This window comes from Pseudarthrobacter sp. J47 (assembly GCF_049810315.1).
Lineage (GTDB): Bacteria > Actinomycetota > Actinomycetes > Actinomycetales > Micrococcaceae > Arthrobacter.
Genome location: NZ_CP187358.1, coordinates 2,397,179 through 2,421,889 on the forward strand (window position 1 = coordinate 2,397,179; position 24,711 = coordinate 2,421,889).

The 24,711-nt window shown below is 64.6% G+C and carries 32 protein-coding genes and 1 tRNA gene; 10 read left to right on the forward strand and 23 right to left on the reverse strand.

Translation table 11 applies throughout. The features are described 5' to 3' along the window. Positions 1–195 precede the first annotated feature (195 nt). Complete coding sequence (locus ACPJW8_RS10970; protein ID WP_330194425.1) at positions 196–471, reverse strand: WXG100 family type VII secretion target; 276 nt, start codon at positions 469–471, stop codon at positions 196–198. Positions 472–814: 343 nt separating this feature from the next. On the opposite strand from ACPJW8_RS10970, the gene ACPJW8_RS10975 reads away from it, so the two are divergent. Next, positions 815–1,117, forward strand: a complete 303-nt coding sequence (locus tag ACPJW8_RS10975; protein ID WP_425256325.1) for a hypothetical protein — start codon at positions 815–817, stop codon at positions 1,115–1,117. Positions 1,118–1,308: 191 nt separating this feature from the next. Here the strand turns inward: ACPJW8_RS10975 and ACPJW8_RS10980 are convergent, their stop codons facing one another. The 17 genes from ACPJW8_RS10980 to ACPJW8_RS11060 all read right to left on the reverse strand — a co-directional run bounded on the left by ACPJW8_RS10980 (position 1,309) and on the right by ACPJW8_RS11060 (position 8,794). Beyond that, positions 1,309–1,902 carry a hypothetical protein gene (locus ACPJW8_RS10980; protein WP_330194423.1) on the reverse strand — a complete coding sequence of 198 codons (594 nt, stop codon included), beginning with the start codon at positions 1,900–1,902 and terminating at the stop codon, positions 1,309–1,311. Positions 1,903–2,043: 141 nt separating this feature from the next. After that, entirely contained in the window at positions 2,044–2,382 is a 339-nt protein-coding gene (locus ACPJW8_RS10985; RefSeq protein WP_071416399.1) for a hypothetical protein, read from the reverse strand. Positions 2,383–2,419: 37 nt separating this feature from the next. Then, a complete protein-coding gene (locus tag ACPJW8_RS10990; protein ID WP_330194422.1) occupies positions 2,420–3,067 on the reverse strand; it encodes a thermonuclease family protein in 648 nt (215 codons plus the stop codon). 165 nt (positions 3,068–3,232) lie between these two features. Then, a complete protein-coding gene (locus ACPJW8_RS10995; RefSeq protein ID WP_330194421.1) occupies positions 3,233–3,535 on the reverse strand; it encodes a hypothetical protein in 303 nt (100 codons plus the stop codon). Positions 3,536–3,552: 17 nt separating this feature from the next. Then, positions 3,553–3,861 carry a hypothetical protein gene (locus tag ACPJW8_RS11000; protein WP_142938841.1) on the reverse strand — a complete coding sequence of 103 codons (309 nt, stop codon included), beginning with the start codon at positions 3,859–3,861 and terminating at the stop codon, positions 3,553–3,555. 71 nt (positions 3,862–3,932) lie between these two features. After that, positions 3,933–4,078, reverse strand: a tRNA-OTHER gene (locus tag ACPJW8_RS11005). A gap of 66 nt (positions 4,079–4,144) precedes the next feature. Next, a complete protein-coding gene (locus tag ACPJW8_RS11010; protein ID WP_225496609.1) occupies positions 4,145–4,558 on the reverse strand; it encodes a hypothetical protein in 414 nt (137 codons plus the stop codon). Positions 4,559–4,585: 27 nt separating this feature from the next. Further along, positions 4,586–4,723 carry a hypothetical protein gene (locus tag ACPJW8_RS11015; protein WP_330194420.1) on the reverse strand — a complete coding sequence of 46 codons (138 nt, stop codon included), beginning with the start codon at positions 4,721–4,723 and terminating at the stop codon, positions 4,586–4,588. 218 nt (positions 4,724–4,941) lie between these two features. Beyond that, positions 4,942–5,172, reverse strand: a complete 231-nt coding sequence (locus ACPJW8_RS11020) for a hypothetical protein (protein WP_330194419.1) — start codon at positions 5,170–5,172, stop codon at positions 4,942–4,944. Then, entirely contained in the window at positions 5,169–5,432 is a 264-nt protein-coding gene (locus ACPJW8_RS11025) for a hypothetical protein (RefSeq protein WP_330194418.1), read from the reverse strand. The genes ACPJW8_RS11020 and ACPJW8_RS11025 overlap by 4 nt, the downstream gene beginning before the upstream one ends. A gap of 175 nt (positions 5,433–5,607) precedes the next feature. After that, entirely contained in the window at positions 5,608–6,099 is a 492-nt protein-coding gene (locus tag ACPJW8_RS11030; RefSeq protein ID WP_021473537.1) for a single-stranded DNA-binding protein, read from the reverse strand. Between the two features lie 232 nt (positions 6,100–6,331). Then, positions 6,332–6,595: a hypothetical protein gene (locus ACPJW8_RS11035; RefSeq protein ID WP_257370978.1), complete on the reverse strand. Its 264-nt coding sequence runs from the start codon at positions 6,593–6,595 to the stop codon at positions 6,332–6,334. A gap of 19 nt (positions 6,596–6,614) precedes the next feature. Further along, positions 6,615–6,854, reverse strand: coding sequence for a hypothetical protein (locus ACPJW8_RS11040; RefSeq protein WP_330194417.1), 240 nt, complete (start codon positions 6,852–6,854; stop codon positions 6,615–6,617). Continuing rightward, positions 6,854–7,174 (reverse strand): hypothetical protein, encoded by a 321-nt coding sequence (locus tag ACPJW8_RS11045; RefSeq protein WP_330194416.1) that lies wholly within the window; start codon positions 7,172–7,174, stop codon positions 6,854–6,856. Before ACPJW8_RS11045 ends, ACPJW8_RS11040 begins: the two co-directional genes overlap by 1 nt. Before the next feature lie 200 nt (positions 7,175–7,374). Next, on the reverse strand, positions 7,375–7,662 hold the full coding sequence (locus tag ACPJW8_RS11050) for a hypothetical protein (protein ID WP_330194415.1): 288 nt from the start codon (positions 7,660–7,662) through the stop codon (positions 7,375–7,377). Positions 7,663–7,747: 85 nt separating this feature from the next. Then, the gene (locus tag ACPJW8_RS11055; protein WP_330194414.1) at positions 7,748–8,059 is read right to left on the reverse strand and encodes a hypothetical protein; all 312 of its coding nucleotides are present in this window, start codon (positions 8,057–8,059) and stop codon (positions 7,748–7,750) included. A gap of 84 nt (positions 8,060–8,143) precedes the next feature. After that, positions 8,144–8,794 carry a homing endonuclease associated repeat-containing protein gene (locus ACPJW8_RS11060; RefSeq protein ID WP_142938832.1) on the reverse strand — a complete coding sequence of 217 codons (651 nt, stop codon included), beginning with the start codon at positions 8,792–8,794 and terminating at the stop codon, positions 8,144–8,146. Positions 8,795–9,117: 323 nt separating this feature from the next. Between ACPJW8_RS11060 and ACPJW8_RS11065 the strand changes: the two genes are divergently transcribed. Further along, positions 9,118–9,951 (forward strand): hypothetical protein, encoded by an 834-nt coding sequence (locus ACPJW8_RS11065; protein ID WP_330194413.1) that lies wholly within the window; start codon positions 9,118–9,120, stop codon positions 9,949–9,951. 77 nt (positions 9,952–10,028) lie between these two features. Here the strand turns inward: ACPJW8_RS11065 and ACPJW8_RS11070 are convergent, their stop codons facing one another. Both ACPJW8_RS11070 and ACPJW8_RS11075 read right to left on the reverse strand, forming a co-directional pair. Next, on the reverse strand, positions 10,029–10,466 hold the full coding sequence (locus ACPJW8_RS11070; protein ID WP_056388145.1) for a hypothetical protein: 438 nt from the start codon (positions 10,464–10,466) through the stop codon (positions 10,029–10,031). Between the two features lie 1,019 nt (positions 10,467–11,485). Then, positions 11,486–11,641 carry a hypothetical protein gene (locus ACPJW8_RS11075; RefSeq protein WP_316963704.1) on the reverse strand — a complete coding sequence of 52 codons (156 nt, stop codon included), beginning with the start codon at positions 11,639–11,641 and terminating at the stop codon, positions 11,486–11,488. A 139-nt stretch (positions 11,642–11,780) separates the two neighbouring features. On the opposite strand from ACPJW8_RS11075, the gene ACPJW8_RS11080 reads away from it, so the two are divergent. After that, positions 11,781–12,251, forward strand: coding sequence for a hypothetical protein (locus ACPJW8_RS11080; protein WP_330194412.1), 471 nt, complete (start codon positions 11,781–11,783; stop codon positions 12,249–12,251). A gap of 109 nt (positions 12,252–12,360) precedes the next feature. Continuing rightward, positions 12,361–12,651, forward strand: a complete 291-nt coding sequence (locus tag ACPJW8_RS11085; RefSeq protein ID WP_330194411.1) for a hypothetical protein — start codon at positions 12,361–12,363, stop codon at positions 12,649–12,651. A gap of 70 nt (positions 12,652–12,721) precedes the next feature. On the opposite strand, the gene ACPJW8_RS11090 is transcribed toward ACPJW8_RS11085, so the two are convergent. Both ACPJW8_RS11090 and ACPJW8_RS11095 read right to left on the reverse strand, forming a co-directional pair. After that, positions 12,722–14,026: a Y-family DNA polymerase gene (locus ACPJW8_RS11090; protein ID WP_330194438.1), complete on the reverse strand. Its 1,305-nt coding sequence runs from the start codon at positions 14,024–14,026 to the stop codon at positions 12,722–12,724. A gap of 15 nt (positions 14,027–14,041) precedes the next feature. Next, complete coding sequence (locus tag ACPJW8_RS11095) at positions 14,042–14,518, reverse strand: translesion error-prone DNA polymerase V autoproteolytic subunit (RefSeq protein WP_330194410.1); 477 nt, start codon at positions 14,516–14,518, stop codon at positions 14,042–14,044. Positions 14,519–14,899: 381 nt separating this feature from the next. Here ACPJW8_RS11095 and ACPJW8_RS11100 point away from each other — a divergent pair, with 381 nt between their 5' ends. The 3 genes from ACPJW8_RS11100 (at position 14,900) to ACPJW8_RS11110 (ending at position 17,892) form a co-directional block, all read left to right on the forward strand. Beyond that, positions 14,900–15,310 carry a hypothetical protein gene (locus ACPJW8_RS11100; RefSeq protein ID WP_330194409.1) on the forward strand — a complete coding sequence of 137 codons (411 nt, stop codon included), beginning with the start codon at positions 14,900–14,902 and terminating at the stop codon, positions 15,308–15,310. After that, positions 15,307–16,344 carry a hypothetical protein gene (locus ACPJW8_RS11105; RefSeq protein WP_330194408.1) on the forward strand — a complete coding sequence of 346 codons (1,038 nt, stop codon included), beginning with the start codon at positions 15,307–15,309 and terminating at the stop codon, positions 16,342–16,344. Before ACPJW8_RS11100 ends, ACPJW8_RS11105 begins: the two co-directional genes overlap by 4 nt. Before the next feature lie 117 nt (positions 16,345–16,461). Further along, a complete protein-coding gene (locus ACPJW8_RS11110) occupies positions 16,462–17,892 on the forward strand; it encodes a hypothetical protein (protein WP_330194407.1) in 1,431 nt (476 codons plus the stop codon). Positions 17,893–18,049: 157 nt separating this feature from the next. Here the strand turns inward: ACPJW8_RS11110 and ACPJW8_RS11115 are convergent, their stop codons facing one another. Next, positions 18,050–18,541 (reverse strand): hypothetical protein, encoded by a 492-nt coding sequence (locus ACPJW8_RS11115; protein WP_330194406.1) that lies wholly within the window; start codon positions 18,539–18,541, stop codon positions 18,050–18,052. Positions 18,542–18,754: 213 nt separating this feature from the next. On the opposite strand from ACPJW8_RS11115, the gene ACPJW8_RS11120 reads away from it, so the two are divergent. The 3 genes from ACPJW8_RS11120 (at position 18,755) to ACPJW8_RS11130 (ending at position 24,679) form a co-directional block, all read left to right on the forward strand. Beyond that, positions 18,755–21,199: a DNA topoisomerase gene (locus ACPJW8_RS11120; RefSeq protein ID WP_425256326.1), complete on the forward strand. Its 2,445-nt coding sequence runs from the start codon at positions 18,755–18,757 to the stop codon at positions 21,197–21,199. A 253-nt stretch (positions 21,200–21,452) separates the two neighbouring features. After that, positions 21,453–22,352 (forward strand): hypothetical protein, encoded by a 900-nt coding sequence (locus ACPJW8_RS11125; protein WP_330194404.1) that lies wholly within the window; start codon positions 21,453–21,455, stop codon positions 22,350–22,352. A gap of 41 nt (positions 22,353–22,393) precedes the next feature. Next, on the forward strand, positions 22,394–24,679 hold the full coding sequence (locus ACPJW8_RS11130) for a hypothetical protein (protein WP_330194403.1): 2,286 nt from the start codon (positions 22,394–22,396) through the stop codon (positions 24,677–24,679). The last annotated feature ends 32 nt before the right edge of the window (positions 24,680–24,711 follow it).

The following is a 24,711-nucleotide window of genomic DNA, read 5'->3' on the forward strand; positions in this document are numbered from 1 at the left end:
GTCTGACGATGCCTTGAGCCTTGAGCCCATCCGTCAGATCCCGAACAGTGGACGCAGGTCCAAACTTAACTATTAAATCTGTATGTCCTGCCTCAGATCTGCCGGGGACCGAGAACCGCAATTTAATCTCACGCTCACCCTGCAAATTTCATCCAGTCCCCAAGGGCAGCGAGCCCCAATGGAATTACCATCTGATCATCCGAAGTTAGTTCCATCGACGCGCTCAAAGTTGTCGGCGATGGTCTTGACTTCCCTACCGAGTTCCTCGAGCGCCTGATGAACATTAAGCTGCGCTTGCTTCCACCGGTCGATAGCCGCTTGGTAGCTCTGGGACGCATTACTTGTCCAAACTGCGGAGGGGTCAAAGCGGGCGGCCAGAGAATTTACTTCAGCAAATCCGTTTTGAGAAGCATTATCGATTGCTTGACCAATGCCCCGCACGGAATCAACGTCAATACGTATGGAGCCCACAGTTTCTCCTAGCTGCTAAACCCGCCAATCCGCGCATTGTGCGCGTCATGATAAAGCTAGCGGATCGCTCTGTCATGTCAAGAAACCGGCTAATGTTACGGAGGGATCAGGTGCGCTGATTCTTCCATGAGTAAGCAGCAGTCACGCCTTGATATGGCCTGTCGTACACCGCTGCTTCATCTGGCATACAACTTTCGCTCGAACTGGACATGTCCGGGTCGTCCCCCTTTCGTGAATCCAGCAAATCGCCTTGTCCTCTGCGATTGCCCCTGCAGCACGCTGGACGATGGGTCACTTCCGGTTGGAGAATCTTCTCGAAAAACTGGACCTGCAGGCGCAGGTCTTGCCCAGCACACTGCTGGAGATCATCGGCATCGGGTCCGAGGACGTCCGGAGAAGATTGGTGGCCGGCCTTGCCAGGGGTCCCAGGAGAACGCGCGTTCGCACCGAGGCGGATCTATTCGCTGAGGAAGTCGTCGAGCTCATCAGACGCACGCATCCGGAATGGCTTCGCCGGATTCCTGACCGCGCCGAGGTGGAACGTCTCCGGATCCTTCTGGTTGAAGAAGATCTGGAGGCAGGCCCTGTCTCACGACGTTGCCCAGGCAAGGAAACTTCATTGACGCTCGACGCGCTGTTCCGTTGATGAGGCGCAGACGGAGCCCTTCGGCGTCCCCGACACCTTCACCCTACGGTCGTGCCTGCCTGAAGTAATGGAGCAGGAAAAAGAGAGCCCCGACGAAGAGCGCGATCGCGCATTTCCGTCGGGGCTCTAGGTGGTGATCAGCAGCCCGGCGGGCATGTCGGGCGCAGCGCTGGCTGGGCCTGCGCGGGTCTTCAGGCAGCCGCCCGCTGCGTGGCGAAGTGCTGGTGTACAGCCTCGCGGGCGGCGGGGTATTCGTCGTAGGGATCCGGGTAAGCAGCATCGAACCGAGCAGCGGTGGTGATGCCCTGGAATCGGAGCAATTCCAGGAGATCCGGCAGGTCCTGTGCACGGCCGGAGAACTCCGCGGTGTCCGCGGCGATGATCTTGGCGCGGGTCAGCGTGGAGACACTGGCCAGCTGAAGCCTGATGCACTCGTACGCTGTGTCGTCGTCGATCCAGCGCGCCTGGTATATCGAAGCCACGAGCTCAGCGTCGTCACCGTCCATCACGTTGTCGTTGTTGATCCAGTCGCGCTCCAGGTTCATTTCGTCGGCCACCTCATGGATTGCCGCCATGACCTCTGGCGCGAAATCGCCGGTGACGCTGTCGATGTCGACGGTGAATGCCCGGTCCGCAGCACGGATGCCGTACTTCATGAGCGCGAAGCCGCCGATCGCACGGATCTGCACCGGGGCGTTCAGCCCCAGGCGCTTCAGCTTTCCGTCGAGCACCTCGAGCGCCCGCTCCAGCTGGGCCAGGCTGCACTTGTGGTCGTAGTTGCTCATCGTGCTGCTCCTTCTGGTCGGGAAGGAGCGGGTGTCTCCTTCGAGTCCAGATCCGGATCGGCTGTGCCGATCTGACGAGCCGCCAGGAAAGAGACGAGCCCGGCACCAGGGGCTCTCCCCCGTGCCGGGCTCTTTTCAGGCTCAGTGCATGCGTTCGATGCGCGTGGATCCGGACCCGTCCTGCAGGCCGGTGGCGCAGTCGTACCAGAAGCCGTTGGGCAGGCGGACCAGCGTGTGCGCCTCACGTCCCGGCCAGTTGCCGGCAGCTGCGATCGCGGGTACCGCCCGGCGGTCCATCACGCTGCTCACCCCCAGCTCCTCCACGACCTGCGGGTCGCGGACGTACTTCGTGGTGGAGCCATTGCGGGGATCGCACGGGACCTGCTTCATCCAGGCGGGGTGGTCGAGGACCCTCTTGACGAGGACCTTGTCGCCGACCTGGAGTTCGTCCAGCTCAGAGGGTGCTGTAGGGATGGGCATGTGGTTCTCCTGGTTCGTAGTCTGTAAGTGCAGCAGCTCAGCCGCGGCCGATGGAGGAGCACTGTGAGTGCGCACCGGCATGCAGTGCCACGGCGTTGTCAGCCGCCGTGCGGTACTCGGGGATCCGCTGGGGCTCCGGCTCGCCCTTGGGGAACCAGGGCATGGCGTAGCCGTCGGTGACCTGCTGTCGCGCGGCGTCGTTGTGGGCCGGTGTGATGACGTAGGCGAGAGAACGGCCATAACGGTCAGTTCTGTCTGCCCCGGGGTCGAACTCGATGGTCACTGGCATGCCCTGCGGCAGGATGCCGCCAAGATGATCAGTGGCGGCCCTAGCGCCGCACTCGGGCTCGGCATCCTTGTGATAGTTCATTTCGGGCGCGTCGATGCCCAGGAGCCTGACTGTGTGCTCGGGGATCCCGAGATGCTTGTCGGTCGCCTCGAGCAGGCCGGCCACCGGCAGCACGGCGACGGTGTCGCCGTCGATGACACGGATGACTTTGGTCTCCACGCTCGCCGGTTTGCCAGAGGACACCTGTCCCGGGTCCTGGGCTGCCGCAGTGCTGGTGGACGGCGTACCCGGGACGCCGGGGGCCTTCGGCAGGTCCTCGCAGCCGGTCAGCGTGACGATACAGAGCACGGCGGCGATGAGGCCGCCGAAGACAGATCCGGAAGGGGTGCGCTTCATGGTGGGGTTCCTTGCTGGAGTGGTCGTCGGGCGCTCTGGCCGGGGTGGCAGGCGTGCTTCTCCACGGGCACGCCCGAGCCAGCTGTGCTGGCTGTTCCGGAAAGAGAAAGACAGGACCCCCGGCCCTGAGCGATGGGCTCGGTGCCAGGGGTCCAGTGAGAGAGATCAGTTGCCTGCCGCGACGGATCCGGAGTCGATGGGTTCGACGATGAAGACGCCGTCGGGCTCGCCCGTGAGCTCAGCAGCGAGCCGGCTCAGTGACTGGGCGTGGTCGAGCCTGGTACCGGCCCAGACGCGCCGGCCAGCGTCGAAGTGCTCGGCGGCTTTCCTGGTCTCCTGTTCGGCACCGAGCGAGGCGATGTGTGCGAGCTTGCGGCGCACGTACGGGCTGAGCTCGCGGATCAATGCGCTGCGTCCCTTGTGCGTCATGCCGAGCAGCATGCCGTTGCTGATGGGTCCGGTGTACATGGCGGTTTCCTTGCTGGTCAGGGTTGTTCCGGTCCGCGGGCGACGAGCACGAGGCGCGAGCCGCGGACGAGGTGGGCCTCACCGCCGACGGTGAGGATGTGGACAGTGCTGCCCACCGAGGGCCGCACCTGCTCGACGACGGCTGTGCCGCCATCCAGATCAGGGTTCAGGTCGCGCAGCGCGACCCGGTCGCCCCGGCGCAGCATCCGGGCGCTCTTGCCGCCGAGGATGCGGTGGCGCTCGGTCGAGCGCAACAGAACCTCCTGGACCGCAGGACCGCCGTCTTTGACGATGTCGAGGAAGGCGGGGGTGATGGTGTCGGTCATGGCAGTGCCCTTCTGGCTGGTGCAGCTGGTGCAGCTGATGGATCGCGCGGGCCTGTACGACCCTGGGTCTGTGGCGCTCACGGGGATCGAACCCGCGACCTCTCGTGCGTCGCCCTGCAACGGGCCTGTTGCCTGGGTCTGCCCGACCAGGGATTGATGCGGAATCGAACCGCGGGCAGTCAGAACGCCGAGTGCTCTTCCGCTGAGCTAGAGCGCCGTGGGCCGGTTCCGGGAAGGAGCCGGCGAGGGGTTGTGACGAAAGGGACGAGGAGCCGTTCGCCACTCACTTCCAGGTCGGTGCCCGCAGGGAGTCCGGAGCCGTGCAGCCGTCGCACGGCCTGGCCGCTGGCGCGAGGTGGTGCTCGACGAGATGGGACAGGAACCGGACTCCGACCTCGACGTCCGTCGTGAACGACTCGTCATCGGCCGTGCCGACGATCTGCGCGGAGGCGACCGTCGAGTCGATGTCCAGGTCGATGACCAGCTGCAGGGCGAGGCCCGGCGCGGGGCCGATCAGCTCGACGAGCACCTGGTAGTCCGGCTCGCACGAGTGCGAGACCCAGCCGACGTGGCGCTCGAGCTCGTCGGCGTCGTCGGCGGCGTTCAGCTCCTGGCAGACCGCTGTGACGGCGGACAGGAAGCCGGTGAGGGTGTGGTCGTGGTTGCGGTGATGACGGTGCTGCACGGAGGTCGACATGGCCCCTCCTCGGTTGATGGGCGGTGATCAGGGGATCTCGGAGTAGCCGCACTCCAGGCAGGTGTGGGTGCAGGCGCAACCGCGCCGGCCGGCCCGTTCGCGGGCCGTGGCGGTGGCGTCGGACTCCATCGGCGCGCCATCGTTGGGGCAGCTGAGACCAGACATGGCGGACCTCCAGTGAAGTGTGGCAGGACGGGGACGTTGTCCTTCGTCGTCAGATCCGGGTCGGCTGTGCCGATCCCCTCCACACAGGCCACGAACGAAACCTGAACGAAAAGACAGCGCCCCGCCACGCCGCTGCTGCCGGGAGGGCAGGGCAGGGCGCGCGGGGCGCTGGTGGGGCCGGAGCCACGGAGGGATCAAACCGCTCTGTACGGAAGCTCTCAGCGCCGGATCCCGACGGCGGCCTTGCACCGCTTGGTGAGGACCAGGAACTGGAAGAAGGCGACGGCAGCCGACTCACCGAGGAAGTAGTGCACTTCTTCGATCGTCATCCCACTGGGGTCGAAGTCGACGATCTGGGGATATGCCTCGGCGAGGATCCGCGCCGCCGCGGGAAGCCCGGCAGCCGGCTGGACCTCGGCGGCGGGCTCGAGCTGCTGGACCAGGCTCATTCCGGGTCCTCCAGGTCCATTCGCCCGGTGACGGTGCGGAAGCGCTCCACGGGGCGGGCACCACCGTGATCGGCGACGAAGACCTGGCTGGCGTGAAGGCGCAGCTTCTGGATGACGGCGGTGACGACGTCGTCGACCATGGCCTCGACATCCGGTCCGGGGTGGTCGGTGATCACCGAGCCGACGACGGCGGTGAGCCCTGCGTGCAGGGCCTGGTCGTGATCGGTGGCCTCGACGGTCGCGTCGGCGGCGATCTGCATGGCGGAACTCCTTCTCTTGGCTAATGACGTTGGGGGCAGGGCAGGACGGCGGCCAGCAAAAGCAGATCCCCGTCCGAGCAGCGCGAGGCTCCTCGGACGGGGACTGTCGGCGTGTGCGACCCGCCTATTCGGTTGTTATTCAGTTGTGGGTTGTGCTGGGTGCGGGGCGCGCTTCTCAGGAGAAGGGCAGCTCCTCGCTGTGGACGGCGCTGGCGACGGCCGGCTGCGGTGCGGCAGCGGCTGCGACGGGAGCCGGAGCCGGCTGGGTCTGCAGGGCCTGGTTCTGCGCCTCGGCGGCAGCGACGCGCTCGTTCACGCGGGCCTGGGTCACCGAGCGGGGCTCGAGGAACGTGATGTCCTCGACGACTGCCTTGAGCTCGAAGACCTCGACGCCGTTCTTGGTGTAGCGGTCCTGGCGCAGCTTGAGGTTCACGGCCACGAGGTCACCCTTGTGGATGCTCGCGAACGGGCCGATGCCGTTGGTGGTCGCGCGCACGAAAGCCTCGACCGGCACAGCGTCAGCTCCGCGGTTGCCCTGGCTGTCGGTGTAGTTGTGATCGGCCATCAGGGTGAACGCGACCTTCTTGGAGCCGTCCTGGTTGTTGAAGACGACCGGGTCCTTGGTCAGGCGGCCGATGACGGTGGCGGAGTTGCGGGGGTTCGACATGAGTGTTTCTCCTCGTTGTGCACGAAACGCGCGGGCAGTGTCCCTGCTCCGCGCGCGATGGTGAGATGAAGTGTTCGGTTGTCTCTCAGACCCCCATCCGGATCAGCTGTGCTGATCAGACGATGATCTTTCGAATGAAGACTCGGATCAGCTGTGCTGATCGAGCGCTCCTCAGTGCTCCTTCCGGATCAACTGCGTTGATCCCAGATGCCCTTGCATCACGGGTCCCGCATCAGCTGCGCTGATCGAACCCGGTACGCCCGGCCCCAGGCCAGCCCGGTGCTGCCCCCAGATCCCAGAGTTCAGCCTCGATCTGATCGGCCGCGGCCACGTCTCCGCTCTCGCAGGCCCGCCGGTAGTCCTCCTCCAGGTACGCGATCTGCCCGTCCCGGTTCGGGAACCGTCGCCGGAACAGCAACCAGCCCAGCCACGCGAGGCAGATCATGAAGGCAAGAGTGGCGATGAGGACTCCGGCGCTCTCGATGATGTTGTCCATGGCGCTTCTCCTGTCTGCTTCAGATTCGCAACCGCCGGCGGACCAGGTCCACGAGCGTCGGGTCGGGTGTATGCCCCTGGGCCTGCTGCAGCTGCAGCCAGGCGAGGATGTTCTGCGTGTCCTGGGCCTCGAGCTGGCGGCGCGCGACCTCCAGCTGTTCCTCGCCGAGGGCGAGCATCCGTCCCTGGAGCTGTTCGATCTTCTCGAGGTGGCCGGTGCTCAGCTTCAGGATGCTCAGCGCATGGGTGTCCGCGGCCATCAGAGCGTCACCTCGACTTCGTGGGCGGTGGAGGCGAACGGGCCGACGGTCACGGAGCGCATGATGCGCACGAGCCCCGCCTCCTGCAGGCGCTCGGCCAGGCCAGCGTGTTCCGACCAGTCCTTGATGAACACTCGCCCCTGGCCGGCTACGAGGCCATATGCCTCGAGGTTCACCGAGATGCGCTCGGGGGCCTCCTCGGTCAGGAGTACGAGGCTGCGCTGGGCGTCGGCGTGCTGAAGGGTGCCCGTGAGCTCGATGACGCCGAAGTCGACGGCGACGCTGTGCTTGATGAGGGGCGGTGCGATGGTCTGGTCCATTGTTCTTCTCGCTTTCGATGCCTGCACGGGCAGGTGAATGGTTGTTGACCCCGGGCCGCCGTGGCTTCGTTGCCGGGCTGCGGCAGGAACGGCGTGTCCGGCGCTTCTCGCGACGGCCCGGGGCTGTTCGTGGTGCGGCGGTGGGCCGCATGAAGTCTTGACCCAGCCCCGCAGGAGGCCAGGGGCCGGAAGGGGTCTCTTTAGATTCCCCGGCGGGCCCAGTCGTAGACCTCGGCGGGACCGCGACGGGACCTCGCGGAGGCCTGGCCCTGCCCCTGGATGAGACGAAGGGTCGGGCGGGCGGTAGGTACAGGAATGGGAACGAGTGAGCTGTCTGCCTCCTCGGCCTGCGGCTGCTGTGCCGCCGCCTTGTCTGTATGTTTGCGCCGGAGCGCAGCCTCGGCCTCGGCGTAGAGCCAGATAAGCCCGAGCACAAAGGCGGCGAGGAGCACAATGAGGGCCCAGCTCTGCAGTGGTGTCAGGGGCATGAGCGGGACGCTCCTTCACTGGTCGATGGTTCAGTCGATGAGTCCCCCGGCGCAGCTGCGCTGCGTCGCTGCATCCCTGCCCGGGTCAGGAGGCCCGGCGGGTAACGGTGTGCCCACAGGCGAGGTGGGCGATGTCGTAGAGCGGGGCCGGGCCCCAGGCGGTCTTCCAGTCCGCGGGCAGCGACAGCTGCTCTGTCGTGCGCAGGACGACGTCCTGCGGCATGCCAGGGATGCCGCCCTCGACGTCGGGGACCGGATCGTCCCCGGGGGTGCAGCCGCCGCACCACTCTTGTTCGGGCAGGAGCGCAGCGGCGGCCTGCAGTTGGATCTGCTGTGCGATGGCGTCCGACGGAGGTGCGTCGTCGATGACGTCATGGAGGGGGCGGGCGATCGTCATGATGGAGTCCTTCGGTCTGTGTGCGGTCTGTGTGCGGTCAGTGGGATGAGCGGGATGGCAGCCACCTGCGCCAGGGCCGCCGGCTCAGCCCACGGCGAGCTGCGTGGCCCGCGACCAGCTCCCCATCCGGAACCGGATGGTGGCCGCCGGCGGAACATGGGTCCGGCAGATGCCGTCGGTGCCGCCGGTGCGCCAGGCCTCGTAGGCGAGCACGGCGATGGAGCCGGTCTTGATCCAGCACTCGCGCAGGGCGTCGAGGATCATCTCCTCGGTCCACTTCGTGGTCGCGCCCTGGAAGTGCAGCGGCTGCTCGGTGGTGTTCAGCCCCGCTCTCTCCAGGGCTGCATTCCAGGAGCCGAACCGGCGCTCCAGCAGCGGCGCGGATGGTTCGTCGTCGTGTCTGCGGCGGATGTAGTCGTTGCGCGGGAGGCTGTCCCGGTCCGCGGCGCAGCGCAGGAGCGCGTCGACCATCTGCTGTTCGGTGTAGGCCTGGACAGGCCCTTGGAAGGCTCGGGCCGGCTCTGCGGGGTCGAATGCCGTGCAGGCGTAGCCGTTTCCGGCCAGCGCGTGGGAAATTGTGTGCTCCGAGATCCAGTGATCGTCCGTGTGCGGATCGGGGTTCTCGCACTGGACGCCGCCGCTCTCGTGGTGCTGGCACGGCAGGTGCTCCTGCACCTGCGGGTCCGCGATCTGGCAGCGCGGCATCAGGTCCGTCGGCACAGTCGTCCGGGTCATTGGCAGTCCCTCTCTCGCTCGGCGTCGTCCGGGCGCGGCAAGCCGTCCCGACCCGGCCCACTCAGGGACCGGTGACGCGCTCGGGACGCGTCGAGCACCCGTCCGGATCAACTCCGTTGATCCCTCCCAGCCCAGCTGCCCCCTGGCGATACCAGGCATCGCCAGGGCCTGGCGCAGACCTTCTGTCAGCCGTCTTTGGTGTCGCTCTTCGCGCATCAACCGATAGACCATTCGATTGGCCTATCGGATAAGATGTACTGGAAGACCAGTCGGATGCGGGCTCTGTGCCATCCGGCGCAGACATCGACCCGACAGGAGAGGCCATGGCGATGAAGACCCCGATGACGAGGAAGGCGGCATTGTCCGCCGCCGCACTGGCGGTGCTGGGCAGCCTGCTCGCCGGATGCTCCGCCGGCTCAGAGACGGCGCAGCCGTCGCCGAGCCCGAGCACCAGCGCGGCGAAGGTGACCAGCCAGGACCTCGGCAAGGCGCTGGACCGGCTCGTGTTCCAGGGCACCGGGGCCAAGAGCACCGACGGCGGCGCGTGCCTGGTCCGCGCCGTCCAGGACAAGAACCTCTCGGACGCCGCGCAGGCCTACATCGTGGGCAAGGGCAGCGACGACATCGCCGCGGTGGCAAATGGCCTGCGCGAGGTCAGCGCGATGGACGCCGCGATCATGCTCTCCCCCGAGCTGCGCGACAAGTTCGACGCTTGCGTCGACGCGGTGATCCCGCCGACCCCGGCCCCGGGTGCCACGACCAGCAAGGACGGCAAGGATCAGGTCTACGTGCCGCCGAAGCAGGGACAGGAGCTCCCCCAGGCCCGGCAGCCGGATCTCACGCCGAAGTTCACGGTGCCGCAGGGCACGAGCATCAACTCCTCCTCACAGCTGACCGCGGGGCTCGTTTCGACGTTCTCCTCCTATGCGCTGAACGAGGATCAGAAGAAGACCTACGCAGCCTCGGGCGCTTGCCTGGCGGGCGTCGTCTTCCAGGCGGGGTTCTCACAGGAGACGCTGCGCTTCCTCGCCGGCGGCGCACCAATAGGGGCCGGATCGATCTCGGACTTCCTGCCGAAGGACGAGGACAAGAAGATCTGGAAGTCGAAGGACTTCACCTCGGCACTCGTGGACTGCACTGCCAGCGCAAAGGTCTGAGGCTCATCCATCGCGGGTTTTCGTCATGCCGTTGACTGGCTTCTACCGATCACAGCACTTCGATGGCGACGTCGGCACTAGAGCCGTTTTGGCTGCGCATTGCCGAGGTGCGCGCGCACCACGGCAATGTCCCTCGTCGGGTCGCGCCGGATACGCTTCGACTTGACGATGAACGCGGACTTCTCGATCACAACGAGCTTCAATCCATGTTCGGGGATAAGAAGTCGCTTGCGTTCGTCGTAGAGGCGACGTTGCTCGCCGCGACCCACACCAGAGACGGTCTGCCGCCGATCGAAGAACGGTGACGGTTTCGAATGCTGCTCCTCCTGGAACTCGACGACGAGCTTGAGATCGGACCAAAAGCCGTCCACGGGCAGCTTGGTTCCGAGGGGTCGCAAAGGGGACGGGTCGCCGCGGAGCCAATCGAACGTCGCTTGGCGACAGCTGCTCATGCCGAGGACGCCATCGCACAGGTCAAGCACGTAGTGCTCATCGGACGCAGTGCGGTCGACCATGCCGTGATTCTTGCAGAGTTCAGCCGAGAGGCCCATGCTTCATAGGTTCAAGAACGACGTTTGGTCCGTAGGATCTCGGAACCAGGCTGATTCGGTCAGTGCCGGCGGCGGCCTGATACGGCCCGGTGCCAGTATTCCGCTTCTGCACTTGTCAGAATCTCGTAGATCTCCTCGACCACCCCAAATAAGGGCGTTCCTCGGCGCTCAAAGTTCCCAGAGACACCAGTGCAGCCGACAACAGCACATCGTCCTCAATCGAAGGCTCAACCCATTCCCGCACGCCATCATCGGCGAGGTCCTCCCAGACATATGGCGAGGTTGCTATGGCCTCCCTGACCGCGGCGAGTCGCATCCTTACGTCTCCGCTGCGGGACCGCGTGTAGAGACGGATCTGGTATTCATCCGAGGCCGGGGGCACAAGGGGTGCCCCGCCGGCTAACGGATGATGAGCAGCAATGACCTGGTAGCGGGCCCGGGCGGGGTGTCGGTCATGGAGGTCCTGGCGTATTTCCCTGATGCGGTGCCCGGGGCGCAATGTTGCAATTCCAGGGGTGCGGTTGTCCCGCCTATTCGCGTTGTGTGGTGCCATGACCTGTCCCGACAATCGGCCGACGGAGCTCCCCTCCTCCATGGTAGGCCTGGCTCGGATGGAGGTTGAAGGACCATGGAATAAGGCGGCTGGGCATACCGGAACGAGCTTGATCGTCCCTGCGGTTTTCCACATACGCCAGGACTCCCCTACCTGCAGTCGGCAACCGATGCTGCACTGGAGGCATGCTCAGCTACGAAGACATCATTCTGCTCGGCGAGGAACGGGTCCTGGTCATCCAGGAACACGAAGAGAGCCGTTGCTGGTGTGGCCAGACCTGGCAATGACCAACCTTAGCGGGCGCTGTCTTGGTTGTATGGTTGGTGCTTCCTGATGCCGGACTGCTTGCTTCAGGCCGGACCAGGACCTTGCTGGGAAGGGGCCAGGTGAATTCAGCAGGGTATCCGGGCGGAGGAGCATACTGAAACGGTTACCCCTCACGGTCCGGAACGCGAATGATGATCATCCGGGATCCTTCCGGGATTTTGGCCTTCGCCGCGGCCAGGGTGGTGCCATAGTCGGGGCCCGTCGCGCTGACGCGCATCATTTCGCCCTGGGCATCTTCAATGGTCAATTCAACCTCCATAGCTCTGAGCATAGAGCCCTGCCCGGCCGTCCTCTGTCCGTTGGAGAAGAGAAAGTTCTCAAGTAACAGCATGCGCAGTGAGTAGCCTGCCTAAGACCGGAGTGAGACTGGGATTGCCGGTAAAGGATAGACTGCCTGAGTGCCCGGTCATGATCAAGAAAGCCCGTTCGATCGGGCGCAGCCGCTCAATCCATCACGTCTTCAGCAGCCCAAGGACAAGTCAGTCCAGTCTGAGCCCATTGAAGTGCGCCCTGAGGCCGCCGGAGCCTGCGAGCAGGATATGAGCCAGGACCCGACCCGCTGGCAGCGGATCAAGGAGCATCCGGCTTTCAAGACAGGTCTCGCCGTTGGCGCTCTTGCGGCTGCTGGCGCGGTCACCTTGTTGACACTGAGGTCGCCCGAAGCATTCAAGCAGGTCAGCACCGCGCTCTTGGAGAAAGTCCCTGAGTTTACGGAGACGGCTTTCGAAGGCATCGGTGATGAAGCCATCAGAAAGTCTCCGACCGAGCATAGTGTCAGTGGCCACCAGCGGTTGCAGCGCTACGGTCCCGGCGGCACCGAGACAAAGTTCGTCCAGGTATCGCCTTACTCGCGTGGAGGTAGTACCTAACAGGCGCATGGGATACTGACCGTGTCGAAAATTGCGGTTGTGCTTGTCGTCAGCGGTTTATCTCATATCAGAAACGGCTTCGGCGGGACGTATTGGGACGGTAGGGCCTTTGGGTATCTTTGATTTCCTCGCGAAGAAGGAAAAAAGCTGGGACGAGATCGATGTCTACGAGGGTGAAACGCCCCCGTGTCCCAACTGTGGGACGCCCCTGGTGAAAAAGTTTGTTTACTCCGAGATGTACTGCCTTGAGTGCCGCTACGGTCTTGATGACGATGACGATGACGATGGCGACAGCGAGGCGCTGAGTGTTTACGATGCAGCTCAGATCTGGGCCTCACACGGTAAGGATGAGGATTACATGTTCGGGTATTCCTGGGAGGAACTCGAAGCCGCGCTTTAATGTGGCAGGTGGCTGCTCGAGTTTGCTGCCGGCGCGGGTGCTGTTGAGGTCCTGCGCTTCCCTTACCTCGCTATGCCACAGCGACCGGCAGCTCGTCCCAGTGGGTCGTGCAGCGCTTCGAGAGCATGGCGCGCTTCATCTCCCACGCCGGCGGGGTCTTCATGCCACCCAGGCCCACACCCACTGCCTGCGCGCCGAGCTTTCTCGTGATTTCGTCAAGTACCTTACCTACTCCCCGATCTTCGAATTCGGATTGGAACACAGGTAGGAACTGAACGCCGTCACCCGCGCGCAGTCCCGTGAGTACAACTCCTGCACGGGCGTAGCGGATACCGGCGGTCGGAAACAGATCAGGCAGGATCACACTGGCAGCTTTCGTAAGCGCGATCGGGTCATCGGTCGGCATGGCCAGCGGAACAGCCCGGTGGGCTGAATGCGGGACGGTTCCTTCATCGGCCCAGCCGGTCGAAGCCCACACCGAGAGCACGCCGGCGACGGACCCCTGGGCCCGAAGACGTGCTGAGACCCGCTGGGCGTAGATCGACAGAACCTGATGCATCTCGTCAGGGTCCGTAAGCTTGCGCGAAAAGCTCCTGGAATAGATCAGCTGGTCCTTGGCAGCCGGCGGCTGGGTCTCCAGCTCGATGCATTTTTGCCCGCGCAGCTCCAGGATGGTTCTTTCCATGACGACGGAGAATCGTTTACGGAGCCATTTGGCATCAGCGTCGCGCAGTTCTCTGGCCGTGTGGATGCCGAGCGCAGCCAGGCGCTTGCCGTTACGCCCGGCGACGCCCCAGAGGTCAGTCACATGGAGGGAGTCAAGGATCCGGTCAAGCTGCTCGTCCGAAAACCGCCGGAGATCGAGAACTCCATTGAAAGCGGGGTTTTTCTTGATGCCGAGAGCCGCTACCTTGGCGAGGGTCTTCGTGGGACCGATCGCGACGCGGACAGGAATGCCGGTCAGCTGGAGGACAGTCCGTCGGATCTCCTGTCCCCGTGATTCGAGTTCTTCAGGAGCGCCCCGCAGCTTCAGCCAGCTTTCGTCGATCGAATACACTTCCTGCCACGCACTGAAGCGGCCCAGAATGGTGGCAACCCGTGCACTCAGCGAGCCATAGAGCTCATAGTTCGATGACCTGGCTTCGACGCCCTTGGCCTGGCACCAGCCGTGGATCTTGAACCACGGCTTGCCCATGATGTCAGGATCGAGCTCCTTCACCAGCGGGCACGCGGCAACCACACAGCCGTCATTGTTCGAGAGGACAAGGGTCGGCCGGTCATGCAGCGTGGGGTCGAAGACGCGCTCCGCGTTGGCGTAAAAGGAGACGCAGTCTACGAGCGCGATTTGATCGGGTGCTGGGGTGAGAGTCGTCATTGCCACGGCTGGAGACTATAGGCGGGGTCTGACACCACGTTTGGTTTTCGCAGGAGACAGAATCCATGTGACCACGCCCCAGACTGACATCTCGGTGTGTTCGTGGAGAACGATGTCCGCATAGTCAAGGTTCTCTGCCACGAGAACGGTACGTCCCTGGATGACGTCCAGCCGCTTGACGGTGTATTCGCCGTCAACGACGGCGATCACGATCTTGCCCGGAACGGGATCGATCCCCCGGTCCACGAGCAGCAGGTCGCCGTCATTGATTCCGGCTCCGGTCATGGAATGGCCGGCTGCACGCCAGACGAATGTGCAGGTTGGGTCCCGGACCAGGTGCTGGACAAGATCAAGGTCCCCGGACCAATATCCCTCTGCAGGGCTGGGGAAGCCGCAGGCGACGGCTTCCGGCGCAAACGGGAGTATCAGCGGCTCGTCGAGCGCCAACGGTTCTGGCTGCGAGGCCTGCATGTCCACTTCCTTTTCGAACATATGTTCGATGGAATCGTACGCCCGGGCGGGAACGGCACGCAACGTGGAGCAAATGCCGGGCGGACCGGACTGGCCTGGGCTCTGGGACTGCAGGCAGGAATAAAGGCCCCGGTGCGCTTCATGCGCGTCGGGGCCTTCTCGTTTTCGCACGAACGGGAGGTGCGAACCAACGTTCAGCGGCCCCGGCCTTGGGGTCGAGGAACCGAGGCCGCCTGGGACACGCGATCAGGCGCTGACCGGGTGACGCAGATGACTCTACCTCTCTGCCCGATCTCTCCGCAAAGGTCTGTCACAAGTCACTGACCAATTATTCGTGACAGGCATTCGAATGACGTTAGAATGGACTCGTACATCAGTCGAATATGACAGGAGTGGCCAGAGATGACCGTCGTCGACGAGCCGAAGGCTGCGCCTCCCGCTCCGCGGGCTGCGAGCAGGTCCGGTGGACCGAGCACCGACCCGAACGGCAGCGACCGCAGGGAGCGGGTCTTTACCCGCCTGTCCTCGGACGAGAAGCAGCGGGCGGAGTACTGGGCACGGCGGCGCGGCTATCCCTCCGCCAACGAGTACTACGCCGAGGCGATCGCCGAGAAGATCCGGCGCGAGAATCTCGACTTCGACATCCCTGATCTGCTCACCGCGCGCATCAACCAGGTCGTCGACGAGCTCAAGGCGCTTTCGACGAACAACGCCAACCTCGAGCGGGTCGTGACCATGGGCTTCGATTCCCTGCTCGGGCTGACCAGGGGCGACAACTATCTGCTGGACGAGGAGAACGGGGAGCTGACGTGAGCCAGGGTCTGAACGAGATCATGCCGTCCACCGACGAGCTGATGGACGTCGATACGTCCTTCCTCGATGCGTACCGGACCGGCGGGAGCGAGGGCCTGAAGCGGGCCCAGGAACGGGCACAGCCGGCGGAGCCGGAGCAGGACACGCCGGAGAAGGATGAGGCCCCGCAGCAGAGCGCCGAGAACCTTGACCGGGACACCGGTGCCGGACAGCGGGGAGGCTCGGGAGCAGGCAGCGCCACTCCCCCGGCCCAGAGCGACGCGGTCGCCGTGGACACAGCAGCAATGCCGCAGGTGCACGACGACGTTGACGCCGAAGCGCACCCCGCGGCCCTCCCGGTGTCGCCGCCGGAAGATGCCAACCTCATCCCGCCCGTCCCGCTCCAGCACACCGACCATCAGGAGGCCGTGCAGTCTGCGGCGGCCAGGGGCGGCTCCGGCGGAGGTGACGAAGGCAGCGAGTCGTTGCCACAGAGCGGCTTCCGGCTCGAGGGCGTGAAGAGCCAGCCTGCCGTCCGGGCCCTGCCCGAGGCCATCGTCGGTGCGCTGCGGGAGCAGCTGCGCTCAGCGGCCGTCCGTGAGCTCGGTGTCGGCGACACGGCAGCCCGCGAGTTCGCCGAGCGGTTGAGCCAGGCAAGCCTGGTCACGGCCTTTCTGCTGGCCCAGCTCGACCTTGGACTGGCGACCGATGCCGCCACCCGGCGCGCGGCGCAGCTGTTCCGCTCCCGTGATCCGCTGCTGGGCAGTATCGCGGCGCGCATGGAAGCCCTGGAACGGAGGGGCCGTGAGCAGACCGAGGGCCTGGCCGCGCTGCACGGGCAGCTGGGTGAGGTAAAGGAGACCAGCGCGGCGATCGAGCAGGCACTCGCGTACTCGATCGCGGACCGCACGAGCAACTTCCTGCGCGGATCGCACAACATCCACGAAGCACCGATTACGCACAAGGACGCGGTCTTCGTCCGCGACCGGGTGCGGGAGGCGACGAAGAAGCAGGCGAAGCTCGAGCGCGAGCGGGAAGGGCGGCCGATCCGATGAGCGCCGTGACGCACTGGGATACAGCGAACGGTCCTGGGGTGCGTCTCCGCGAACCGTAAAAAGGGCTTGTGACGGGACAATTTGTCGAATCGGTGAACTTTGCCCGACGATCAGGGCATGGAAACTGCTCCCGGGTCCGATCCGAACTTCAGCCGCGTCGGAGCAATCGCGCTCGACACAAACATCTTCGCCGAAGCGCCCGGCATGGAAACACTGAGGTCTCTTTGTTCCCGCGCTGATAAGCACGGGCGCATTGAAATCTGGGTAACGGACACCGTTATCTGGGAATGGGGCCAGCACCTACACGCCCACCACGTATCACTCCGGGCTGCGACAAAGAAGCTTCACAGTGCCGGGTTTTCGGTGGAGGTCCCGGATGAAAAGACAGCCAAAGACATCGCGCTGGACCTGAGCGGGGTCATCACATCCTTGGGGTCCAGCATCCGTATCCTCAGTACCGCAGATTTTGCCCATGAAGCTCTTCGTGACCAGATCCTGCTGGAAGGACCGGCCAAACGAAAGAGTGAGGTAAAAACCGGCGCAGCCGACAGTGCTCACCTCCGGGCGTACATCCATGAGGGGCGAAGTCGGGACCTGGAGTATGTAGTTGTCTCGGCAGATAAGGACACCCGCACCGCCTATCAGCAGTGGCTCGGGACCGAAGGTCCCCACATCTTCAGCGATCTCAGGAGGGCCACCGAAAAGATATTTGGTTCAGTTCCAAGTGATGCCGACGGGCTCAGCTTGGCTCTGCGGCTTGCCTACGAGGGCAATGTTCTGTTGCGGGACGTCACGATCAGCGAAGGGAATATGGGTGACTGGGAGGATCTGGTGCCCGACGATATTTCCTCCCTTTCGTTCGACGTCGATGCCGCCTCGGCCAAACTCGTCGGCCTCAACCACACCAAGCAGGACGCCACTGCATTGACGTTCACGGCCTTCTATCTTGCGGAGGTGAGGATCGCAGGCCTTCTGGAATCTCCGTGGAGCCGTGGAAGCACCAGGACGCAGGAAGCAACTGTTCCAAGGGCCCTTCTGCGAGCGGATATTTCCCTGCCCGCTGGCTCCACGTCAGCTGAGGATGCGCTGGTGACAAATTGCTATGTCGATGCAGGTGGAAGTGGCTGGAGGGAGCAAAGTGACGCGCTGGACAACGTCATGGATGCTCTTACTCTGGTCCCGGGGGTCACCGTCGAACTTGATGGTCTGGCGTCTTGGCCGGAACAGAGAAGGAGTCAATCCTCCAATCTGCTGGTAGACGTTGCCGGGGTCCCCTTGGATCTCACCATTTACGGCAGTTACTTCGGCAACTGGGAGTTGACGGCTTCGTATGGCGAGCGGAAGGTCATGCTGAAATGCGACGACCTTGGGGTTGGCTTTACCGATCCGGAAGGCGACGGCATCCCCGAGTACTACGACATCACTGCATTCGGCAGCGAAGCGTGGTCAGGGAACGCGGAGTTCGCAATCAATGAAATGCTGTTTGAGGCCCGACGCGCAGAGTTGACAGGCAGTGCCAACGATACTGAAGAAGAATCGCTGCAGTGAATGCGGCTCTCCGGCGCGTCGGAATGGCGAAACCGGCCGTCCCGTGAACCTGGGCCGCTGACCTGCGCCCCTCTGTTGTCGAACCCATCAGCCCGGTGCCATCAGGCAACGGGCTGATTTCATTCTAGAGGCCGCAGGAGGCCCACGGCCGGCGGAGCTAGGACCGGACGGCGAGCCGGCCTTCCTTCATGTCGTCGCGCAGCTGCGACAGCATGTACCAGTGCGCACCCTTGGGCTTGAGTGAGATGTAGTGCTCGTGCTGCTTGCCATCCTGCTCCCAATCCAGGACCATCTCCGGACGGCGCAGCAGGCCCTGGTATTCGTCGACGTCGGCACGGATTTCCACGCGCACACGTTCGTCCGCAGGTGGCACCAGCAGCACCGCGACGTCGCCCTCGTAGCTCAGTGAGACTTCCTGGGCGAGGAGCCGCCGTACGTCGGCCGTGCAGATCTCTCCGCGGGCGACGTCGAAGACATTCTTGCCGTGCGTGGCGCTCTCCCAGGCGTCGATGCACTCGATCAGCATTGAGCACCCTTGGGCGATACGGATGACGTCCGCCTCGTCCGGCGGCCAGCTGCCCTCCTGCATCTCGATGAGCATGCTGCTGAAGTCCTGTGGTGTGCGCAGGAAAGCGTGGTCGAGAGCCATGGGATTCGTGCTCCTGGGTCGGGCGTGAGCGGGTGGCGACTCTATAGACGTTACCTCGATCTGGGGTCGCCGTGAATGATCCAGGCCTTCTCTGAGCGGCGTGCCGGCGCGGGTCCCGCAGCTCTCATTCGACTCGCGGAGCGACTCGTCGGGACTCGCCATTCGACTCGTTCTATCTATAGACTTGTGACTGATTTATGAGTCGACTGGTTTATGAGTCACCGACGAAAGGGAGTCATGATGGTTGTCGGGATCCTCACCGAGAAGCCGAGCGCGGCGCGGCACTTCGCCGTTGCCCTCGGCGGCATGAACGGCACGTACAACGGGGAGCAGTTTGTCATCGCCCACGCCCGGGGGCACCTGTACGAGTTCGTCGATCCGCACCTGATGGTGGCGGATCCGGACGTGGCCGGAAAGTACCGGACCTGGGACCTGGGCAATCTGCCCTGGGACCCGCAGCAGCTGGACTGGAGCCTGGAGGTGATCAAGAACGCGAGCTCTGTCGCCCAGGACGTGAAGCGGACCCTGGGCAAGTGCGACGAGATTGTGATCGCCACCGACGTTGACCCCACCGGCGAGGGCGGCATGATCGCAGTCAACGCCTTCCTGGAGCTGGGGCTCAAGCCGGGCAAGTGGTCGCGCATGTACTTCACCGACGAGGCCCCGGCCTCGCTGCAGAAGGCTTTCACCGCGCGCAAGGTCATTCCGTCACTCCTGGACTTCGACGAATACAAGAAGGCGCGCTACCGCTCGCAGTTCGACCTGCTCTCGATGCAGTTCACCCGCATCGCCACGAACATGGCGCGTCAGTCCGGGCAGGACACGGTGCTGCGCCAGGGCCGGCTGAAGTCGGCGATGGTCAAGCTCGTCGGCGACCAGCTGAAGGCGTACAACGACTACGTCAAGAAGCCGTTCTTCCAGAACCGGTTCCGTGACAAGAACGACGTGATGTACACGAACTCGGAGGAGCCGCGGTTCGACCAGAAGGACCAGGTGCCGAACCAGTACGGCCCCTCCCCCGTCGTGCTCGACGGCAAGGCGGCGAAGCAGACCGCGCCACCGAAGCTGCTGGACCTGGCCGCACTGTCCTCGCTCCTGGTGGGCAAGGGGGTCAAGGCCCAGCTGGTGCTTTCGACCTACCAGTCCATGTACGAGGCCCAGGCCGTCAGCTACCCGCGTACTGCCGACGTGACGATCACGCCCGAGCAGTTCGACGAGCTCGCGCCTCTGGTGGACAAGATTGCCGGGGTCGTGGGTGTGGACGTGAAGCTCCTGACGCACCGCCAGCCGCGCAAGACGCACGTCAAGCCCCAGGGCGCGCACGGTGCGAACCGGCCGGGCCAGAAGGTGCCCGCTTCACTGGACGAAGTCGAGCAGCGCTTCGGCAAGGCCGGCCGCCTGATCTACGAGACGCTGGGCAAGAACTACCTGGCGATGATCGCCGAGGACTACATCTATGAGCAGCAGAAGGGCCACGTCAAGGACTACCCGGACTTCGTGGGCATCGCCAACGTCCCGCTGTCGGCGGGCTGGAAGGCGGTGTTCGATCCGGACGCCGGCGACGACACCGCCGAGGGCGACGAGAACGAATCGGCCAAGGGCCTGGGCACCAACGCTGAGCCCTTCGTCTTCGAGGGTGCGAACAAGCGCCCCGAGCACCCGAGCATGAAGTGGCTGATGAAGCAGCTGGAGAAGCGCGACGTGGGCACCGGTGCCACCCGGACCTCGACGTACTCCGAGGTGACCTCGACGAAGACGAAGTACCCGCTGCTGTTGGAGAAGGGCCGCAAGCTCACCCTCGCCGAGGCCGGGGACATGAGCTGGCGGCTCCTGCCGGGGACCCGGATCGGCGATCTGGCGCTGACCGAGAAGGTTTATGCCGATATGAAGGAGATTGCCGCGGGCACCGGCCCGAGCGCAGAGGAGCGCCTCGCGGTCGTGGCCGACTGGGTGCGCGAGGACATCGCGACCATGCAGAAGAACGCCGCGACGATGCGCTCCGCACTGGGGCTCAAGGAGGAGGCCGTCACCCGGAAGGAGCGGGTGCAGGGCACCTGGGCCAAGACGGGCAAGGATGTGGTGTTCGCGCGTGAGTGGGGCGGCCACCGCTTCACCGACGACGAGGTCGCCCGGCTGCTGGCCGGGGAGACGATCGAGTTTTCGGCGAAGAGCACCACGGGCAAGGCCTACGAGGTCTTCGGCGAGCTTGACGAGGGCACCTTCAAGGGCCGGAAGTTCGTCGGGTTCCAGAAGCTCGGCTTCGGCCGCCGCGACGCCAGCGGCAACGCGCTGCCGCCGGCGTCCTGGTGCCACTACACCTTTACGCCCGAGGAGATCGACCGCCTCATGGCTGGCGAGGGCGTCGAGTCCAGCGACTTCGTCTCAAAGAAGGGTAACCGCTTCCAGTGCAAGGTCTTCTTCCGCGAGGAGAAGAAGGGTGAGGGTAAGAAGATCGTGCCTGACTTCGAGGCCTCCCTGGACTCCCCGCCGAAGAGCTGGTGCGGGGTTGCCTTCACCGACGATCAGCTCGCGGCACTGGCCGCGGGCAAGACGATCAAGGGTACTGGCTTCACCTCGAGCAAGGGAAAGAAGTTCGACGCGACCTTGGCCTGGAAGGACGGGGGCGGCAAGAGGAAGCTCGTCCCCTCCTTCGGCTGAGGTTGCGCAGACTCGTTCCTGAATGATTATTCGGAGGCCAGTCCGATAGACTGCCCGTCCACGTACATCAGCACGCCACGGCACCGCCCGACGGCATCGGATCGCACGTCCGAGTCCGTTGGATGGTGCCATTCTTGCGTCAGTCACGCTCGATTCGATAGGTCTATCTAAGGTAGAGTAGTCATGTATCCCTCGTCTATGAGGGCATTCGAACAGGCACAGACAAATCAGTGGTGGCAGCAGGGAGAGATTCATGGCGAAGATGTCGTACAAGGTGCGGACGAGCCTCAACAGGTCGTTCCTCGACCACGAGATCACGCTCAGCAAGGGCGGCTGGGCGGCCAAGCCCTCCCCCATCAAGCAGCTGTTCTTCTTCGGCGGGGGCGCGCTGGCGCTGCTGTGGGCGGTGACGCAGACCTTCGTGGCGAGCTCGGGTCCGGTGTTCATCACGCTCTTCGTCATCTGGGGCCTGGCACTGATCGTCTACTTCGGCGGCATCACCAAGACCAAGGAGCTGCGGGCGATGAACGTGCCCGCCCTGCTGGCGTACGCCCCCTCCCGTGCACGCAACGTCTTCACCCGCCGCAGCTCGGACCCGAGCGACTTCTACTCGATCGTCGGCATCGACGGCATCGAGGAGGACGGCCGGATCCACTTCTCCGACGGCGGTGAGGGGCAGGTCTACCTGGTCGTCGGCTCAGCGTCGTACCTGCTCTTCGACGAGGACCGCATCGGCATCCTGGACCGGGTCGACGCCTTCTGGCGCAAGATCGACACGAACTGCGAGTGGGCCTTCGTCACCACGAAGGAGCCGCAGCGGATTTACCACCAGGTGGCCTCGCTCGAGCACCGCAACCACGCCCTCGAGGTACGCGACCCTGACCTGATCGAGCTGCAGAACGAGCAGTATGACATCCTCACGCAGCACGTCGGTGGCAAGTTCACCTCGATCCACCAGTACCTGCTGCTCAAGGGCAAGAGCGCTGACGCTCTGCGCCGGGCGCACATGGTGCTGCAGTCCGAGGTCGAGGGGTCCGCGCTGATGATCAAGGAGGCTACGGTCCTCGACCGCGAGGAGACCGAGCCCATGCTGCGGGTCTTCTACCAGGGCATCGAGGACGACCTGCACTCTCTCAAGGCCTCACTGAACTGACCGGGCCGAGCTGGACGACCAAAGGAAGGACGAAGGGTGACATGGCGCTGATGACGAAGGCCCGCGCGCAGCTGGGCATTCCGGGGAAGAAGCCCCGGGGCGGGGACGCGACGGCCGTGCCGGGCGTGGATGAACTGGAGGCCGCTCTCGACGGCGATCCCGCCACGGGCGGGACGGCGGAGCCGTCCGGGGTGACCGCGCCGGCGGTCGCCGCTGAGCCGGCCGAGGTGGCCGAGCCGAAGAAGAACTGGTGGCAGCGCCGCCAGGAGATGAAGAAGCTGGAGGGGCGGTTCGACTCGTATCCGCACCTGCTGGCGCTCAAGCCTCGGGAGAAGTACGTCTTCCGCTCCGACTACTTCGAGGTCGACGGTTCGGTGGCGTGCGTGCTCGCGTTCTTCCACGACGACGCCGCGCACGACAACTTCGCCGCGTTCTGGGGCATCGACCGGATCCCGGACGGGCTCGACGAGCGCGTCACCGCGGTCGTCCTGGAGCAGGTGCGCCGGATGGACGAGAAGTGGGTGGATTCGTTCACCAAGCAGTCGGAGAAGCTCGACCGCCTTGACGCGAACGAGCAGGAGGAGACCGGCACGACCTCCTCCAAGCGCAAGGCCGCCAAGATCTCCTCCGACCTGGAGGTCACCATCGGCGAGATCCAGGACGGCGCGAGCTACCTGTCGGTGCACAACCGCCTGTTTCTCAAGGCTCCGGACCTCGAGACGCTGGACGACTCGGTCGACCGCGTCACGCGCCTGTACATCGACCGCTTCGGCACGCTGCAGGCCGCGGCGTACGCCGGCGAGCAGCGCCAGGAACTCTCGGGCCTGTTCAAGAACAACGAGAAGAAGCGCGGCAAGGGCTTCCACTTCACCTCGACCGAGCTCGCGGGTTCGTACTCGCTGGTGACTAACGGCCTGAACGACCGGGGCGGCGAGTACGTCGGCTACATGGTCGGCGACGTCAACAACTCGGCCGTACTCATGGACGTGAACCGGTACGAGCACCACGTTGTCGTGGCAGACGCGACCCTGAGCGAGTACCTGGACCGCCAGCGTGTGTCGAACATGTGGTGCTCGAAGATCTCGCAGGCCTGCATGCTCGGCAACGGCTCGGTGGTCCACCTCGTGCTGGACGGGGCGGACCTGGACAAGCTGGGCCCGAACTTCGAGCGGCTGACCTCGCGCGTGGACCTGAACCGCGGTGACGTCAATCCCTTCGAGCTGTTCGGCGACGAGGACGACGAACTGACGGTCTTCGCCGCGCAGATGGAGAAGCTCAAGCTGATGTTTGAGCAGCTCTACGAGACCACGGACGGGGCAATCGGCTCGATCATTCGCTCTGCGCTGGAGGACACGGCGACCGACTTTTACGTCGAGCAGGGCATGTGGCGGCACAACGCCAAGGACCAGCGGCACCGTCTGCGCGTGGTCAACATCCCGCACCAGCAGGTGCCGCGGCTGCAGATGTTCGTCTCGTACCTCGACACCGCGCACAAGGCCCTGCTGAACTCAAGCAAGACCGACCCCGACCAGCTGCGCGCGTACAACGTGCTGCGCGGCATCGCGAACACGATGCTCAGCACGAACGGCGACCTGTTCAACAACCACACGGCATCGGCCGTGGACGGGGTCCGGGATGCCCGGCGCGTGGTCTACGACTTCTCGCGGCTGATGCGCCGCGGCAAGGGCGTGGCCATGGCCCAGCTGGTCAACATCGTCGGCTTCGCCGTCGGCAAGCTCGGGCTCGGGGACACCGTGGTGATCCACGGCACCGAGCAGATTGACGACCGCGTCAAAAAGTACCTGCGCGACCAGTTCGACCATATGCACGAGCGCGGCGGCCGCGTGGTCTACAGCTACAACGACGTCGACAAGATGCTCGCGGACTCGGACTTCAACAAGTTCGACGCCGCGGACTACACGCTCTTCGGGCCGATGCGCGACCGCACGGTGGCGGAGTACCAGAAGCAGCTGCACCAGCAGATCCCGCCGGACCTCGCCCAGCTCATCACGACCAAGGGCGAGAACCTTACCTACCTTCGCCGGGACGTGTCGAACGTGGTCTTCCACCTCGACCTCGCGCTGGGGATCAACCCCTTCCGCGAGGCCCAGCGCAGGCAGGTTCGCCTGGAGGCCGCCAAGGCCGACGAGGCGGCCCGGATGGACCAGCTGATGAAGGACAAGCCGGCACCCGGCGCGAAGCTCACCAGCGCCCGCCAGAGCGTCGAGTCCGAGGAGGACCGCTCTGAGGACCAGGCGGGGCGGGCCGACCGCAGGAAGGCCATGAAGAAGGCAGGGACCGCCCCGCGGAAGCTGGGCAAGTCATGACGGCCATCACGGACACGACAGACAGGAAGGGA

Excerpts from the sequence above, each read along its gene's own strand:
- ACPJW8_RS10980 (WP_330194423.1), bottom strand. The coding sequence starts at position 1,902 with ATGAGCAACTACGACCACAAGTGCAGCCTGGCCCAGCTGGAGCGGGCG.
- ACPJW8_RS10985 (WP_071416399.1), bottom strand. The coding sequence starts at position 2,382 with ATGCCCATCCCTACAGCACCCTCTGAGCTGGACGAACTCCAGGTCGGC.
- ACPJW8_RS10990 (WP_330194422.1), bottom strand. The coding sequence starts at position 3,067 with ATGAAGCGCACCCCTTCCGGATCTGTCTTCGGCGGCCTCATCGCCGCC.
- ACPJW8_RS10995 (WP_330194421.1), bottom strand. The coding sequence starts at position 3,535 with ATGTACACCGGACCCATCAGCAACGGCATGCTGCTCGGCATGACGCAC.
- ACPJW8_RS11000 (WP_142938841.1), bottom strand. The coding sequence starts at position 3,861 with ATGACCGACACCATCACCCCCGCCTTCCTCGACATCGTCAAAGACGGC.
- ACPJW8_RS11010 (WP_225496609.1), bottom strand. The coding sequence starts at position 4,558 with ATGTCGACCTCCGTGCAGCACCGTCATCACCGCAACCACGACCACACC.
- ACPJW8_RS11015 (WP_330194420.1), bottom strand. The coding sequence starts at position 4,723 with ATGTCTGGTCTCAGCTGCCCCAACGATGGCGCGCCGATGGAGTCCGAC.
- ACPJW8_RS11020 (WP_330194419.1), bottom strand. The coding sequence starts at position 5,172 with ATGAGCCTGGTCCAGCAGCTCGAGCCCGCCGCCGAGGTCCAGCCGGCT.
- ACPJW8_RS11025 (WP_330194418.1), bottom strand. The coding sequence starts at position 5,432 with ATGCAGATCGCCGCCGACGCGACCGTCGAGGCCACCGATCACGACCAG.
- ACPJW8_RS11030 (WP_021473537.1), bottom strand. The coding sequence starts at position 6,099 with ATGTCGAACCCCCGCAACTCCGCCACCGTCATCGGCCGCCTGACCAAG.
- ACPJW8_RS11035 (WP_257370978.1), bottom strand. The coding sequence starts at position 6,595 with ATGGACAACATCATCGAGAGCGCCGGAGTCCTCATCGCCACTCTTGCC.
- ACPJW8_RS11040 (WP_330194417.1), bottom strand. The coding sequence starts at position 6,854 with ATGGCCGCGGACACCCATGCGCTGAGCATCCTGAAGCTGAGCACCGGC.
- ACPJW8_RS11045 (WP_330194416.1), bottom strand. The coding sequence starts at position 7,174 with ATGGACCAGACCATCGCACCGCCCCTCATCAAGCACAGCGTCGCCGTC.
- ACPJW8_RS11050 (WP_330194415.1), bottom strand. The coding sequence starts at position 7,662 with ATGCCCCTGACACCACTGCAGAGCTGGGCCCTCATTGTGCTCCTCGCC.
- ACPJW8_RS11055 (WP_330194414.1), bottom strand. The coding sequence starts at position 8,059 with ATGACGATCGCCCGCCCCCTCCATGACGTCATCGACGACGCACCTCCG.
- ACPJW8_RS11060 (WP_142938832.1), bottom strand. The coding sequence starts at position 8,794 with ATGACCCGGACGACTGTGCCGACGGACCTGATGCCGCGCTGCCAGATC.
- ACPJW8_RS11065 (WP_330194413.1), top strand. The coding sequence starts at position 9,118 with ATGGCGATGAAGACCCCGATGACGAGGAAGGCGGCATTGTCCGCCGCC.
- ACPJW8_RS11070 (WP_056388145.1), bottom strand. The coding sequence starts at position 10,466 with ATGGTCGACCGCACTGCGTCCGATGAGCACTACGTGCTTGACCTGTGC.
- ACPJW8_RS11075 (WP_316963704.1), bottom strand. The coding sequence starts at position 11,641 with ATGGAGGTTGAATTGACCATTGAAGATGCCCAGGGCGAAATGATGCGC.
- ACPJW8_RS11090 (WP_330194438.1), bottom strand. The coding sequence starts at position 14,026 with ATGACGACTCTCACCCCAGCACCCGATCAAATCGCGCTCGTAGACTGC.
- ACPJW8_RS11095 (WP_330194410.1), bottom strand. The coding sequence starts at position 14,518 with ATGTTCGAAAAGGAAGTGGACATGCAGGCCTCGCAGCCAGAACCGTTG.
- ACPJW8_RS11100 (WP_330194409.1), top strand. The coding sequence starts at position 14,900 with ATGACCGTCGTCGACGAGCCGAAGGCTGCGCCTCCCGCTCCGCGGGCT.
- ACPJW8_RS11110 (WP_330194407.1), top strand. The coding sequence starts at position 16,462 with ATGGAAACTGCTCCCGGGTCCGATCCGAACTTCAGCCGCGTCGGAGCA.
- ACPJW8_RS11115 (WP_330194406.1), bottom strand. The coding sequence starts at position 18,541 with ATGGCTCTCGACCACGCTTTCCTGCGCACACCACAGGACTTCAGCAGC.
- ACPJW8_RS11120 (WP_425256326.1), top strand. The coding sequence starts at position 18,755 with ATGAGTCACCGACGAAAGGGAGTCATGATGGTTGTCGGGATCCTCACC.
- ACPJW8_RS11125 (WP_330194404.1), top strand. The coding sequence starts at position 21,453 with ATGGCGAAGATGTCGTACAAGGTGCGGACGAGCCTCAACAGGTCGTTC.
- ACPJW8_RS11130 (WP_330194403.1), top strand. The coding sequence starts at position 22,394 with ATGGCGCTGATGACGAAGGCCCGCGCGCAGCTGGGCATTCCGGGGAAG.